Source organism: Aeromonas allosaccharophila (genome assembly GCF_000819685.1).
Taxonomy (GTDB): domain Bacteria; phylum Pseudomonadota; class Gammaproteobacteria; order Enterobacterales; family Aeromonadaceae; genus Aeromonas; species Aeromonas allosaccharophila.
In genome coordinates, this window is sequence record NZ_CDBR01000105.1 from 85,132 (window position 1) to 99,215 (window position 14,084).

The 14,084-nt window shown below is 60.4% G+C and carries 12 protein-coding genes; 8 read left to right on the plus strand and 4 right to left on the minus strand.

Annotated elements, in window-relative coordinates:
- Window positions 1-65 precede the first annotated feature (65 nt).
- Window positions 66-1,010, plus strand: coding sequence for a chemotaxis protein CheV (locus BN1115_RS19010; protein ID WP_042060964.1), 945 nt, complete (start codon window positions 66-68; stop codon window positions 1,008-1,010).
- An 89-nt stretch (window positions 1,011-1,099) separates the two neighbouring features.
- Here BN1115_RS19010 and BN1115_RS19015 read toward each other — a convergent pair whose 3' ends face one another.
- A complete protein-coding gene (locus tag BN1115_RS19015) occupies window positions 1,100-1,711 on the minus strand; it encodes an arylesterase (protein WP_042658390.1) in 612 nt (203 codons plus the stop codon).
- Between the two features lie 56 nt (window positions 1,712-1,767).
- Between BN1115_RS19015 and BN1115_RS19020 the strand changes: the two genes are divergently transcribed.
- Both BN1115_RS19020 and BN1115_RS19025 read left to right on the plus strand, forming a co-directional pair.
- The gene (locus BN1115_RS19020) at window positions 1,768-2,463 is read left to right on the plus strand and encodes an ABC transporter ATP-binding protein (RefSeq protein WP_042658391.1); all 696 of its coding nucleotides are present in this window, start codon (window positions 1,768-1,770) and stop codon (window positions 2,461-2,463) included.
- Window positions 2,464-2,499: 36 nt separating this feature from the next.
- Window positions 2,500-4,947, plus strand: a complete 2,448-nt coding sequence (locus tag BN1115_RS19025; RefSeq protein WP_042658392.1) for an ABC transporter permease — start codon at window positions 2,500-2,502, stop codon at window positions 4,945-4,947.
- Between the two features lie 116 nt (window positions 4,948-5,063).
- On the opposite strand, the gene BN1115_RS19030 is transcribed toward BN1115_RS19025, so the two are convergent.
- On the minus strand, window positions 5,064-5,969 hold the full coding sequence (locus tag BN1115_RS19030; RefSeq protein ID WP_042658393.1) for a TIGR01777 family oxidoreductase: 906 nt from the start codon (window positions 5,967-5,969) through the stop codon (window positions 5,064-5,066).
- A 253-nt stretch (window positions 5,970-6,222) separates the two neighbouring features.
- Here BN1115_RS19030 and BN1115_RS19035 point away from each other — a divergent pair, with 253 nt between their 5' ends.
- Window positions 6,223-7,752, plus strand: a complete 1,530-nt coding sequence (locus BN1115_RS19035; RefSeq protein ID WP_042658394.1) for an EAL domain-containing protein — start codon at window positions 6,223-6,225, stop codon at window positions 7,750-7,752.
- A 77-nt stretch (window positions 7,753-7,829) separates the two neighbouring features.
- Here the strand turns inward: BN1115_RS19035 and BN1115_RS19040 are convergent, their stop codons facing one another.
- The gene (locus BN1115_RS19040) at window positions 7,830-9,026 is read right to left on the minus strand and encodes an aminotransferase-like domain-containing protein (RefSeq protein WP_042658395.1); all 1,197 of its coding nucleotides are present in this window, start codon (window positions 9,024-9,026) and stop codon (window positions 7,830-7,832) included.
- A gap of 206 nt (window positions 9,027-9,232) precedes the next feature.
- Window positions 9,233-10,300, minus strand: coding sequence for a M28 family metallopeptidase (locus BN1115_RS19045; protein ID WP_042658396.1), 1,068 nt, complete (start codon window positions 10,298-10,300; stop codon window positions 9,233-9,235).
- A 274-nt stretch (window positions 10,301-10,574) separates the two neighbouring features.
- On the opposite strand from BN1115_RS19045, the gene trmB reads away from it, so the two are divergent.
- From trmB to BN1115_RS19065, 4 genes are all read left to right on the plus strand, one after another.
- Window positions 10,575-11,288: a tRNA (guanosine(46)-N7)-methyltransferase TrmB gene (trmB, locus tag BN1115_RS19050; RefSeq protein WP_042060981.1), complete on the plus strand. Its 714-nt coding sequence runs from the start codon at window positions 10,575-10,577 to the stop codon at window positions 11,286-11,288.
- Between the two features lie 43 nt (window positions 11,289-11,331).
- Window positions 11,332-11,664 (plus strand): YggL family protein, encoded by a 333-nt coding sequence (locus BN1115_RS19055; RefSeq protein ID WP_033135330.1) that lies wholly within the window; start codon window positions 11,332-11,334, stop codon window positions 11,662-11,664.
- Between the two features lie 123 nt (window positions 11,665-11,787).
- A complete protein-coding gene (glsB, locus tag BN1115_RS19060) occupies window positions 11,788-12,708 on the plus strand; it encodes a glutaminase B (protein ID WP_042658397.1) in 921 nt (306 codons plus the stop codon).
- 29 nt (window positions 12,709-12,737) lie between these two features.
- Window positions 12,738-14,033: a sulfurtransferase gene (locus tag BN1115_RS19065; protein WP_042658398.1), complete on the plus strand. Its 1,296-nt coding sequence runs from the start codon at window positions 12,738-12,740 to the stop codon at window positions 14,031-14,033.
- The last annotated feature ends 51 nt before the right edge of the window (window positions 14,034-14,084 follow it).

A 14,084-nucleotide genomic window follows, 5' to 3' on the forward strand; every position in this document is an offset into this window, starting at 1 on the left:
GTCTGCCTTTCCTGACAGGCAGCCTCTATAATAGAGTCGATTAATAATCAGATGGATATCAGCGTATGGCGAGTATATTGGATTCCGTTGATCAACGAACTCAACTGGTGGGTGAAAACCGCCTCGAGTTGTTGATGTTTCGTCTCGGCACCCGTCAGATGTTCGCCATCAACGTCTTCAAGGTGCGGGAAGTGGTCAAGCTGCCCCACCTCAGCAAGATGCCGGGCTCCCACCATAATATCAGCGGGGTGGCCAATATCCGCGGTACCTCGATCCCGGTGATCAACCTGCGCAGCGCCATCGGTATGCGCCCCATGCCCATCGACAGTGAATCCAACCTCATCATCACCGAGTACAACCGCACCATTCAGGGCTTTCTGGTGGGGCAGGTTGCCAACATCGTCAACATGACCTGGAAGGATATCCTGCCGCCGCCGCGCTCGGCCGGGCGCGCCAACTATCTCACCGCCATCACCCGCATCCCGGAAGAGGGGGTCGATCAGATCGTCGAGATCATCGACGTGGAGAAGGTGCTGGCGGAGATCATCACCTATGACATCCGCATCTCCGAAGAGGTGCTGGATCGGGAGATCCTGCCCGAGATGCATGGCCGCAAAGTGCTGATCGTTGATGATTCCAGCACCGCCCGCAATCTGGTGCGCGAGACCCTGGGCCAGCTGGGGCTTGAAGTGATCGAGTGTCAGGATGGTTTGCAGGCGCTGACCCTGCTCAAGGGGTGGTGCGATGCCGGCAAGAAGGTGACTGACGAGATCCTGCTGATGATCACTGATGCCGAAATGCCGGAGATGGATGGCTACCGCTTGACCCACGAGGTGCGCAGCGATCCGCGCATGTCCGATCTCTTTATCACCCTCAATACTTCACTCAGTGGCAATTTCAACGAGGCCATGGTCAAGAAAGTAGGTTGTGATCGCTTTATCTCCAAGTTCCAGCCCGATCTGCTGGTGGGCGTCACGCAGGAGCGGCTGCGCCAGGTGCTGGAAAACTGAGACGCAGCCAACCGGTTTTTCTCAATAAATAACAAAACATCCCGCTTCGGCGGGATGTTTTGTTATGGGATATGGCTCAGAGAGGCGAATTATTGGCTTAGCAGCGGTTCCATAAAGCGGGCCACTTTATCGCGGATTTGGGGCTGGGCCGCCGGGGTGGGATGAATGCCATCGTTCATCATAAGTTCAGGGCGCAGCGCAATATCATCCATGAAGAAGGGCAGCAGCGGCAGATCGTTGGCCTTTGCCAGTTCAGGGAAGATCTGCTCGAACTGGCGCAGATAGCGGGCACCGTAGTTGCGGGGCAGCTGGATCTGGGTCAACACCACACGGGTCTGCTGCTCCTTGGCGAGTGCGATCATGCTGGCCAGATTCTGGCGAGTAATGGTCGGCGCGAAGCCGCGCAGGCCGTCGTTGCCCCCCAGCTCGATCAGCAGCCAGTCGGGATTGTGCTCTTTCAGCAGGGCGGGCAGACGGGCCAGCGCCCCTTGGGTCGTTTCACCGCTGATGCTGGCATTGAGCAGGGTGTGTTTGCCCCCCTCATCTTGCCATTTCTGGTTGAGCAGGGCGGGCCAGCTCTGCTCAACCTGCATCTGATAGCCGGCGCTCAGGCTGTCTCCCAGCACCAGCAGAGTCTGGGCCTGAACCGACGAGAGCAGGCTGCCAAGGCCAACCAACAAGGCAAACAGAATACGCACCATCAATTCAACTCCCGCTATGGATTGCCATCAAGGGATTGGAACAAAGGACACAGAGCATGAGTTCAACCCCCATTATTGTCGTCAAGGGCCTCGGCAAATCGGTTCGCCTCGGCCAGGAAAGCCTCACCATCCTTGAAGGGATCGATCTGCAAGTCAATAGCGGCGAGACGGTGGCACTGGTCGGCGCCTCCGGCTCCGGCAAGTCCACCCTGCTGGGGCTGCTGGCCGGGCTCGACCTGCCGAGTCAGGGGGATATCGAGATCCTCGGCAAATCTCTCGGTGAGCTGGATGAGGAGGGGCGGGCCCGATTGCGCGCCGAGCAGATCGGCTTTGTGTTCCAGTCGTTCCTGCTGCTCCCGACCATGACGGCGCTGGAGAATGTGATGCTCCCTGCCGAGCTGCGCGGCGAGCGCGATTGCGAGCCAAGAGCCCGCGAGCTGCTGGCGGCGGTCGGGCTTGGCGAGCGGTTGCACCATCTGCCGCCACGGCTCTCTGGCGGTGAGCAGCAGCGGGTGGCCATTGCTCGGGCCTTTATGACCCGTCCCTGCCTGCTGTTGGCGGACGAGCCGACCGGCAATCTCGACAGCAAGACCGGCGAGAAGGTGATCGAGTTGCTGTTTGAACTCAATCGCAAGCATGGCACCACCCTGGTGGTAGTGACCCATGATCATCAGCTGGCCGAGCGTTGCCAGCGGCAGCTGGTCATGACGGCGGGCAGACTGGATCGCGAGGTGGCCCATGATGTGGTGTAACGGGGTGAGCTGCGGATCAGGCGGGAGATGCAACGGATGATGCAGTGGCGATTGGGCTGGCGATTGCTTCGCCGGGAAGGTTTCAGCGGTGAGCTGCGCTGGTTTGTGCTGGCGCTGGCGCTGAGCGTGTCGTGCGTCTTGAGTGTGGCGCTGGTGGCGGATCGGCTCGATGCCGGACTCAAGGCATCGGGCCGTGACTTTATCGGGGCGGATCGGGTGCTGCGCACTGCCGCTGCTCTGCCGGATGGCTGGTTGGCCCGGGCAAAACAGGAGGGCTTGGCGGTGCAGACCACCGTCAGCTTCAACAGCATGCTGTTTCACGGCGATGCGTTGCAGCTCGCCTCCATTCGGGCGGTGCCCGACGGTTTCCCCTTCTACGGCAAGCTGGAGCTGGAACCAGCCCGTGCCCCGGCCCCCGGCGAGATCTGGCTCTCTGCCCGGGTGATGCAGCTGCTGAAGGCCAAAACGGGGGATGAGCTGGAGGTGGGCAATACGGTGCTCAAGGTGGCTGGTCTGCTTGGCGAGGAGCCGGATCAGGGCTTCAGCCCCTTCCTGCTGGCACCGCGGGCGCTGATCCACAGCACCGATATCGAGGCGACCGGCGCCCTGTTGCCGGGCAGCCGCCAGCAGTGGCGCTATCTGTTCAAGGGGCCGCGAGAGTCGCTGGCCCGTTACGAACAGTGGCTGCTACCGCAGTTGCAGGCCGGACAGAAGTGGATCAAACCGGATGACAGTGAATCCCGGGTAGGCCGCTCGCTGGCCAATGCCGAACGTTTCTTCCGGCTTGCCTCGCTAAGCGGAGTGTTGCTGGGGGCGCTGGCGATGGGCATCGCGGTGCGCCACTTTGCCGAGCGCCAGACCAATATGGTGGCGCTGCTCAAGACGCTGGGGGCATCCCGTCGCTCGCTCTGGCAACTGATGGGAACCCTGCTGCTGTCGTTGACGCTGATCGGGGCGCTGCTGGGGTTGGTGGCGGGCACCGCCATGCAGTGGATCACCTTGCAACTGCTGGGGGACCTGCTGCCGCCGGATCTGCCGCCTCCCTCCTGGCGACCCTTTGCCCTTGGGGTGGCGGTGGCGCTCTTTATCACCCTGTTGCTCGCTTTTGTACCCTTCTTGCGGCTGCTGAAGGTGCCGCCGCTGCGAGTATTGCGCCGCGAGCTGGAGGCGGGCATTCCCCCTTGGCTGGCGCTGCCGGTCGGCCTGCTCGGGCTGTTTGCGCTGGTCTGGGGCTTTACCGCCGATGTGCGGTTGGCGCTGGGTCTGGTCGGTGGCATGGGCTTGCTGATGGGGCTGTTGGCCCTGCTGGCGGCGCTGATGTTGCGGCTGGGGGCCAGAGTGAGCGGGCCTCATGCCTTGCGACTGGCGCTCGCCCACCTGTCGCGCGAGCGCAGCAGCGGCCTGTTCCAGCTGGCCGGTTTTGCGCTGGCATTGATGTTGTTTGGTTTGCTCTGGGCTGCGCGGGTCGATCTGCTGGATGAGTTTTCGGCTCGTCTGCCCGTCGATGCGCCCAACCGGTTTCTGGTCAATGTGGCCGAAAACGAGCGGGAGGGGATCCTGAGCGAACTGGTCGCTGCGGGGGCCGTGACCTCGGACTTCTATCCGATGGTGCGCGGCAGGCTGACCCATATCGCCGGTGAGGCGGTGGGCGAGGGGGCCAGCAGTGGCCGTGAAGGGGTCGATCGGGAGCTCAACTTCACCACCACGGCTACCCTGCCAACCGACAACAAGCTGGTGGCCGGGAAGTGGCTCGCCGGCCCCGGCGAGGTGTCGGTGGATAGCGATCTGGCCAAGCGGCTCGATATCAAGCTGGGGGACATGCTCGCCTTTACCATCGAGGGACGCAGCTTCGGCGCCAGGGTCACCAGTTTGCGCAGCATCAAGTGGGACAATATGCGGCCCAACTTCTACATGATCTTCTCCGGGGATCTGCTGGCCCCCTTCTCAAGTACCTGGCTGGGCAGCTACCGGCTGCCCGAGGCGGGGCGCACTGCCGAGGTGGAGCTTATTCGCCGTCATCCCACGGTGAGCCTGATCGATGTGGATGATCTGATTGCACGGCTCACTCAGGTATCGGAGCAGGTGAGCCGGGCGCTGGCCCTGATGCTGGGGCTGGTGACGGTGGCCGCGCTGCTGGTGCTGCTGACCCAGACCCAGGCCAGCATGGCCCAGCGTCGGCGCGAGCTGTTGCTGATGCGCACCCTGGGCGCCAGCAGCGACCTGCTGAAAAAGATGCTGCGCTGGGAGCTGGTGGCCAGTGGCGCGCTGGCGGGGCTGTGTGCCGCCATGGTGGTGGAGCTCTGTTCTTTTGGCCTGCAGTGGTGGTGGTTCGAGGGGCAGTGGCAGTTCCACTGGGCCATCTGGCTCGGCTTGCCGACGCTGGGAGCCTTGCTGGTGACGCTGGCCGGGCAGGGGATGCAGCGCCAGCTGCTGGCTGGCACCCTGAGCGATCGGCTGCGGGGGTTGGGTCAGGGGTTGTTGTAACCCCGCCAGAACGAGCCGATGCCACAAAGTGCAATCGAGCATCCACAATAAGCAAGCAGCCCGGCCATTGGCCGGGCTGCTTGTTATGTGAGGTGTTGGCGAGCGAACGCAGCGAGTTAGCGGGGCTCGTGCAGCAGATTGGTGAGGGCTCTCGGCAGCTCGGGATAGCTGAAGTGAAAACCGGCCTGTTGCAGCCGTGCTGGTATCACCTTTTGTCCGGTCAGCAGCAGATCTGCCGCTTCCCCCATCACCAGTTGCAGCAACGGTGCCGGGACGAAAAAGAGGTGCGGGCGGTGCAGCGTCGCGGCCAGGGTCTGGCTGAACTCCCGGTTACTGACCGGATGAGGGGCGGTTCCGTTGAAGGTGCCGTTGCACTCCTCATGCTCCAGCAAGAACAGCATGGCGCGCACCAGATCCTGCACATGGATCCAGCTCATCATCTGGCTGCCCGACCCCATGGGGCCGCCGAGTCCGAGCCGATAGGGGGGGAGCATTTTGGGCAGCGCGCCGCCATCCATGCCAAGCACCAGTCCGATCCGCACTATACAGACCCGGGTCTGGCTGCTCTGCGCCTCCTGCGCCAGGGTCTCCCACTGCTGGCAGAGCTGGTGGGTAAACTCATCGTTGGGAGAGCGGCACTGCTCGTCCAGGGTTTCGGTGCCCTGTCTGCCATACCAGCCGATGGCGGAGGCGTTGATCAGCACCTTGGGCGGCGTGCTGGAGAGCTTAATGAGATCCACCAGCTGCTCGGTCAGCAGCCAGCGACTATCGCAGAGCAGCTGTTTGCGCGACTCGCTCCAGCGTCCGGCGGCGATGGGTTCACCGGCCAGATTGATCACGGCGTCTACGTCATTGAGGTCATCGAGCCGGTCGAGGTTATCCAATACTTTGATATCGTGACCGAGCAGGGTGTAGGCCCGGCTCCCCTGCCTGCTCAATACCACGACCTCGTGATTGACCTTGAGATGGGCAACCAGCTTGCGGCCGATAAAGCCGGTTCCTCCGGTAATAAGAATCTTCATCGCTGCACGCTCCTGCTGCCGTTTGCTCTACTCTAATGGCGCTGCCCCGCTTCAACAAGGGAGATACCGAGAGAACATATTGTCACCTTGATATGTGTTAACCATATCTCCCCTTGGTAACATATTGTTGAACAATACGCTGATTTGATTGATTTTTGTAAGGTGGACATTTGTTGAGCGGTCGCTATTATTGCGACCCTTTGCGCCTGTCCACTAGGGTTGCTACCACTCATCGTGTATCAAAGAGGCCACCATGCCATTTCGCCGTCTGAAACTTCGCCAGCTCTCCATGAGGATTCTTATGGCGCTAATGATGGGGTGCGGGATCCTGTTGCTAGGGGGCATTTCCGTCATCTGGCAAACAGTGACGGAGATCGAGCAGGATGCCGAGTCACGGTTGCAGCGTGCCCAGCTGATGTTTGATCGCATCATGAGCCATGCCCGGCAAGCGGCCACTAATGTGGAGGGGATGGTTGGCCACCCCTGTTCGGAGGCTGCATTGCAACTGCGTGCCCAGGTACTGACGGTGCCCGATGTGCGCTCCGCCAATCTGGCTATCGGGCGCCGAATCTACTGTACGTCTCTGTATGGCGAGTATGATGGACCCTTCAATCCGGACAACTTTGTAGATGGCAAGCTGCAACTGCTCAGTGGCAATGCTGCGACACCGGAACATCCGTTGATGATTCTGCATCATGAGACGGACAAGGGGAGTGTGCTGATCGGTGTGGATGGCTATTACCTGAACAATATCCTGGAAATTTCCGGCAAGAGCATGCCGATTGCATTTGTGGTCGGTGATAAAGCGCTGTTTGGCTCAGGTCAGGTCGCGGCTGCGCCCTCTCCTGCTGAGGAGGGGTATATGGCACTCTCGTCAGCCAGCTTCCCATATCAGGTAGCGACACTGGTGACGAATGATGATTATCTGACCCATGCATGGCGCTACTCCAGAGACACGCTGCTTCTCTCTCCGTTGCTGGCATTGCTGATTGGATTCGGTACTTTCAGGCTGATGGGGCGTAGCAGCTCGCCAGCGGAGGAGCTCAAGCGGGCACTGATCGAGGAGGAGTTTATTCCCTACCTGCAGCCGGTGGTCACTGGCGCGGATGAGCAGTGTCGCGGTTGTGAGGTGCTGATGCGCTGGCAGCATCCCAAACAGGGGATGATCTCGCCGGATCGCTTTATTCCGCTGGCGGAAGATAGCGGCCTGATTGTGCCCATGACCAGCCTGTTGATGGCCCAGGTGCGGGATCACTTCGCCCCTCACGCCAGCAAGCTGCCGATAGGATTTCATTTCGGTTTCAATATCTGCGCCAGCCACTGCAAGGATCTGAGTCTGCTGATCGATTGCCGGGCCTTTATCAATGCCTTCAAGGATAACCCGGTCAAACTGGTGCTGGAGCTGACCGAGCGGGAGCTGATCGTGGCGGACGAGACGACCGACCAGCTGTTTGCCGAGCTGCGTCAGCTGGGGGTCATGATCGCCATCGATGACTTTGGTACCGGCCACTCCAGCCTGACTTACCTGCAGCAGTTTCAGGTCGATGCATTGAAGATCGATCAGAGCTTCGTCGGGATGATCGGCTCCGATGCCCTCTCCAGCCATATTGTCGAGAACGTGATCGATCTGGCGACCAGACTGGGGCTCCAACTGGTGGCCGAAGGGGTGGAGACTCAGGTGCAGGCGGACTATCTGCAAGCGCGTCACGTCGATTATCTGCAAGGGTATCTCTACGGCCGCCCCATCCCGATGAAGCAGTTCCGCCAGACTCTGTTTGGCTGATGGGTTGCGTTGCGGGCACCAACAAAAAAACCAGCGATCTCTCGCTGGTTTTTTGTTGGTGCCGTTTGGCCTGACGATCAGAGCATGCGCTGGAGGGCGCGGGCCAAGCGTTTGACCCCCTCCTCGATGGTCGCTTCATCGACGCAGGAGAAGCTCAGGCGCAGGGTGTTCTTGATCTCGGGGCGCACATAGAAGGGAGCGCCGGGCACGAAGGCCACCTTCTCCTTGATCGCCTCGTCAAACAGCGCCATAGCGCTGATGTGGGCTGGCAGGGTCAGCCAGAGGAACATGCCCCCTTCCGGTCGGGTGTAGCTGACGCCGGGCGGGCAGTGACGGGCCAGCGCGGCCTCCATGGCGGCACGTTGGCGGCCATAGACCTCCTTGATCTTCTCCAGATGGGCATCCAGCGAGTTATCGCTCAGGAAGCGGTGCAGCACCTGCTGGCTGAAGGCGTTGCTGTGCAGGTCGGTGGCCTGCTTGGCGATGGTCACCTTCTTGCGCAACCAGTCCGGCACCAGCATCCAACCGAGACGGAAGGCGGGCACCACGGTTTTCGAGAAGGAGCCGAGCAGCACGGTATTGTTTGGCGCCAGCTTGGCAATGGGGGGCAGGTGCTCCCCCTCGAAACGCAGCTCGCCGTAGGGATCATCTTCCACCATCAGAAGCTCGTGGCTGACCAGCCGCTCGGCCAGCGCCTCGCGGTTGGCACGGCTGTAGGATACGCCGCTCGGGTTCTGGAAGTTGGGCACACCGTAGAGCAGTTTGGCATTGGAGCCGCTTGCCAGCAGCGCATCCAGCGCCGCCAGATCCAGCCCCGCCAGATCCAGCCCCTCTTCTTCAAGGGTGATCGGCTTGAAATTCGGTTGATAGACAGAGAAGGCCTGAATGGCGCCAAGATAGCCCGGCTCCTCAATGATCAGATCCTGACCTTCGTCGATCAGCACCTTGCCCAGCAGATCCAGCGCCTGCTGGGAGCCGCTGGTGATCAGGATGTTGTCCGGATTGACTTGCATGCCGTGGCGGGCCAGATAGCGGTCTGCGATATACTGGCGCAGCGGGGCGAAGCCCTCGGTCGCCGCATATTGCAGGGCGGCAGCCCCTTGCTCGCGCAGTACATCCTGACAGGCCTGATCGATCGCCTTGACCGGAAACAGGTGGGGATTGGGCAGGCCACCGGCGAAGGAGATGATCTCCGGATTGGCGGCAACTTTGAGGATTTCACGGATAAAGGAAGGCTCGACCTTCTCGAAGCGCTGGGCAAAAAACGGCTGCATAGACAATTCTCTCGGCATGTGGGCGGTCGCTCCATTCGACCACCAGGTTATCCGTTTGTATCAGATTTCAGAATTGAGGCAATGATTGTCACAAAAATCACCAAAAAAGGGCTGGATTGGCACCAGCCCGAATTTTGTCTGCCCATGTGACGCAAACGCGTTGAATTGAGTTGAGGCTATCTTGCTTTGTTGACGAGCTGCTGACCTTACAAACCCGGTTCCTTCAGGAAGCTGATCATCAATTCAGTGTTGGCGCTAAGTTGGCTTTCTACTCTGCCCGGGAATAGTTCAGCCATCTTGTCGAGGCGGTCGTACTGGGTATGCCAGATTTTTCCCCACTGGGTTTCGCCATCACGATCGCAGGCGCTCTTGGTGGTGGCGTCGTAGCAGTCCCACAGCGCTGGATTGGTGCTTTGGGAGTAGCCGTCATAGCCATCAGCTCCGTTGATGGTGAAGTTGGTCGCTTCAACGTAGGCGATCGGCACCCCCAGGCAGGCAAAGGGGGCGTGATCTGACCAACTACCGGTTTCCCCTTCCGGATAACCGCTGTAGCTAGGGTGAATGGCAAACGGGGTGGCAGTCTGCTTGGAGATGGCTAGCAGGCGATCTCGTACCTTGGGATCGAAACTGTAGCGGCTCGGATCGGCGCAGCTGTATTCGGCAACGTCCGAGTGGGCAGAGTGGACGTAAACGATGTCGCCCCCGGCGATGGTGTCGTAGTTCACCATTGCCAGCAGACGGTCAATTGCGGTGCGGTCCAGACTGGCAGCGTAAGCCTTGGATCCGTTGAGACCGTTCTCCTCCGCGCCGAAGAAGGCAAAGCGAACCGTGTAGGGCAGAGTTTGTCCCTTAAGCGCCTCAGCGACTGCCAGCAGAGCAGCGACGCCAGCACCGTTGTCAGTGGCCCCTTCAGAACCCTTCTTGTCGCCCGTGCTGTCGTAGTGGGCGCCGATCAGGATCACCTTGTCACTTTTTCCCTTGAGCTCTGCGATCAGGTTTTGGGAATTTTTACTGGCGCCACTTTTGGTGTAGGTGAAGGGCTGACGTTGAACATCGTAGCCCCAGCCAGCCAGATGATCCTGGATCCATGCTGCGGCACGGGTCTCAGCCTCTGTCCCCGTGGGGCGTGCGCCAATTCCTTCTGCGGTTGAACTCAATTGCACCAGATACTCATAGGCCTGCTCGGCGGCGGTAGGGGCCTGCGAGTCATTTGTTGAAGTGTCGCACCCTGTAAGCAAAGTGGTGATGGCAAACGCCAATGCTGTGTGTTTCATACTGCAATCCTTTGTTGTGTATGGTTTTATTTGCGCAGGCAGCATGCGCTCGACGCGTGACCGATTCTGTGAACCGATCGGCATTTGTCAACCGTTGTGGATGAATTGGTGAGAGATGAGGGATTTGTTTCGCGAAACACTTGCGCCTTGGGCCTATCTTGGGATAATTCGCTCCCCTGTTTTCGCGGGTCGATGAAATGCCGAGCCGCGAGCGGTCCCGTTCGGGATCGGACACAAGATGTATTACCCGGATTGATGAAATAACGAGACCATTATGCCTGTGACCCAAGATGTATTTAACGAAGACGGCAAGTTCATGCGCAAGATCCGCAGCTTTGTCCGTCGCGAAGGCCGCCTGACCAAAGGGCAGGAGAAGGCCCTGGAAGAGCTCTGGCCGGTCATGGGTATTGATTTTGCGCCAGCGCCGCTCGATCTGGTCGCGCTGTTTGGCCGCGAGGCCCCGGTGGTGCTGGAGATCGGCTTTGGCATGGGCGCCTCTCTGGTCGAGATGGCCAAGAATGCCCCCGAGAAGAACTTCATCGGCATCGAAGTACACTCCCCGGGCGTGGGTGCCTGTTTGGGCACCGCTCAGGAAGCGGGTGTCACCAATCTCAAGGTGATCTGCCACGATGCGGTCGAGGTGCTGGAGCACATGATCCCGAACGGTTCACTCTCCTGCCTGCAACTGTTCTTCCCGGACCCCTGGCACAAGAGCCGTCACCACAAGCGTCGCATCGTACAGCCGGCGTTTGCGCAGGACATTCGCCAGAAGCTGGCCATCGGTGGCGTGTTCCACATGGCCACCGACTGGGAAAACTATGCCGAGCACATGCTGGAAGTGATGAGCGCCGCGGAAGGTTACGAGAACACCTCCGCCACTGGCAACTGGGTGCCCCGTCCGGACTGGCGTCCGCTGACCAAATTTGAACAACGTGGCCACCGTCTCGGTCACGGTGTTTGGGACCTGATTTTCAAGCGTGTCAGCTAAGCTGGCACGTCCACTCGCGTATCAACTAACTTGAGGAGCTATCATGGCCAATCGTAGCCGCCGTCTGCGTAAGAAACTGCGTGTCGATGAATTCCAGGAGATGGGTTTCGACATCAGTTTTAATTTCCCGGTCGGCACTGCCGAAGAGACCATCGATGCGGTAGTCGATGCGATGATCGATGAAGTGATCGAGCCCCGTAAGCTGGCGTTTGCCGGTTCTGGCCACCTGGCCTGGGAAGGGATGATCTGCACCCAGCAACTGGGCAAGTGTACCGAAGAAGACCGCGCTGCGATCAAATCCTGGCTGGAAGGCAAGGGGATGGAAGCCGTGGTGGTCACCGAGCTGTTCGACCTCTGGTACGGTGAGCCGGCCTGATACAAGGCTGCCGCATCTGGCGCCTTGTTGTGGGTAACTGGAAAAATCCCGCCGCTGGCGGGATTTTTGTCAGTTGGGATGGGATCTCCACCGCTGTTTTAGTCATGGAATCGCTTATTGCTTATGGTGTTGTCATCCGAATTACTGGCCAGCATCCTTGAAGAGGTGCGCCCGTTGCTGGGACAAGGCAAGGTGGCCGACTACATTCCGGCACTGGCTCAGGTTCCGGCCGATCGGCTCGGTATCGCAGTCTGTACCGTCGAGGGGGAGCTGTTCACCGCCGGTGACGCTTTTGAACCCTTCTCCATCCAGAGTATCTCCAAGGCCCTGAGCCTGACCCTGGCGCTCACCCTCTATCAGGAAGAGGAGATCTGGGCCCGGGTTGGCAAGGAGCCCTCCGGCCAGCCCTTCAACTCGCTGGTGCAGCTCGAGTTCGAGCAGGGCATTCCCCGCAACCCCTTTATCAATGCCGGGGCGCTGGTGGTGAGCGATCTGCTGGAGACCCGCCTCACCGCGCCGCGTCAACGCACCCTCGAGCTGGTGCGACGCCTCAGTGGCAACCCGGCCATCATGGCGGATCAGGTGGTGGCCCGCTCCGAATATCAGCACTCTGCCCGCAACGCTGCCATCGCCTATCTGATGAAGGCCTATGGCAACTTCGAAAACGAAGTGGACAAGGTGCTGCAAAGCTACTTCAATGCCTGTGCTATCCGCATGAGCTGCGTCGATCTGGCGCGGGCATTCATCTATCTGGCCAACCGTGGTGTGCCACTGGGCGACAGCGTGCCGCTGCTGCCTGCTCGCACTACCAAACAGGTCAACGCCCTGCTCGCCACCTGCGGCCTCTATGACGAGGCGGGGGATTTTGCCTATCGGGTCGGCATGCCGGGCAAATCGGGCGTCGGCGGCGGTATCATCGCCCTGATCCCGGGCGAACTCTGCGTCTGTGTCTGGTCGCCCGAGCTCAACAAAGCCGGCAACTCGCTGGCGGGTACGGCGGCGCTGGAACTGCTGGCCGAGCGGCTGGGTCGCTCCATTTTTTAACCTTGTTCACTATGAATCGAGACATCATCATGAAACGACATCTTCGCTTCCTGCAGGCCGCGCTGGCGACCTTACTGCTCTGGTGTGCCCTGCCCGCCGTGGCAGGGGAATTGCCACCGCTCTCGCTGGCCGATGCCAAGGCCAAACAGGCGGTCATCCTGGATACCCGCGCCAGCTACTTCTATCAGGGGTGGCCGATGGAAGGGGAGAAGCAGGGCGGTCATGTGGCGGGCGCCGAGAACCTCTCTGCCGAGTGGAAATACAGCGATGAAGAGTGGCCAAAAGCGCTCGAGATCAAGGGGCTGAAAGCCGATCGTCCGGTTGCGCTCTACGGTGCATCCCGCGAAGTGGCCGAGGTGGCTCGTCTGCTGCGCAAGCAGGGGATCAAGCAGCTGTTCGAGCTGCAGGGGTGGCAAGCCGCACCGCGCGAGTCGCTGGCACGCTGGCAGCAGCTGGTCTATCCGCGCTGGTTGGCGGATCTGCAAGAGGGTAAGCCGGTTGCCGCGGCGCCCAAGGGTGACTGGAAGCTGTTTGAAGTGGATTGGGGGTCACCCAAGGCCTACCTCATCAGCCATATCCCGGGGGCCGGTTATATCGATACCAACAGCCTCGAAGAGGAGCCACTGTGGAACAAGGTCTCTGACGAGGCGCTCAAGAAGCTGCTGCTGGACAACGGCATCCGTCACGACACCACCGTCATCCTCTATGGTCGCAACACCATGGCGGCTGCCCGTGCCGCGCACCTGATGATGTATGCGGGGGTGGAAGATGTGCGCCTGCTGGACGGTGGTCTGGATGCCTGGTTCGTGCAGCATCTGCGCACCGAAACCGGTCTGCCCAACAAATATGAGCCGGTGAAGGAGTTTGGCGTGGCCATTCCCGCTCACCCCGAGTACTACACCACGCTGAGTCAGGCGAAAGAGCTGCTCAAGCAGCCCGATAGCGCGCTGGTCAGCGTGCGTACCTGGGACGAGTTTGTCGGCAACACCTCCGGTTACAGCTACATCAAGCCGAAGGGCGATATTCCGGGGGCCAAGTGGGGTCACGGCGGGGTGGATGCCAACAGCATGAGCGATTTCCATAACCCGGACGGCACCATGAAGCCGGCCCGCGAGATCCTCGCCATGTGGGACCAGTGGAACATCGAGCCGACCCAGCAGGCTGCGTTCTACTGCGGTACCGGCTGGCGCGCCTCCGAGGCCTTCTTCTACGCCTGGCTGATGGACTGGAAACAGATCAGCGTCTACGACGGCGGCTGGTACGAGTGGAGCATGGATCCCAAGAACCCGACCGTGACCGGTGAGCGTCAGCCCGCCAAGTCATGATTGCGCTTTTGCGCTCTAGAGAAGAGGCCGGACAGATGTCCGGCCTTTTTG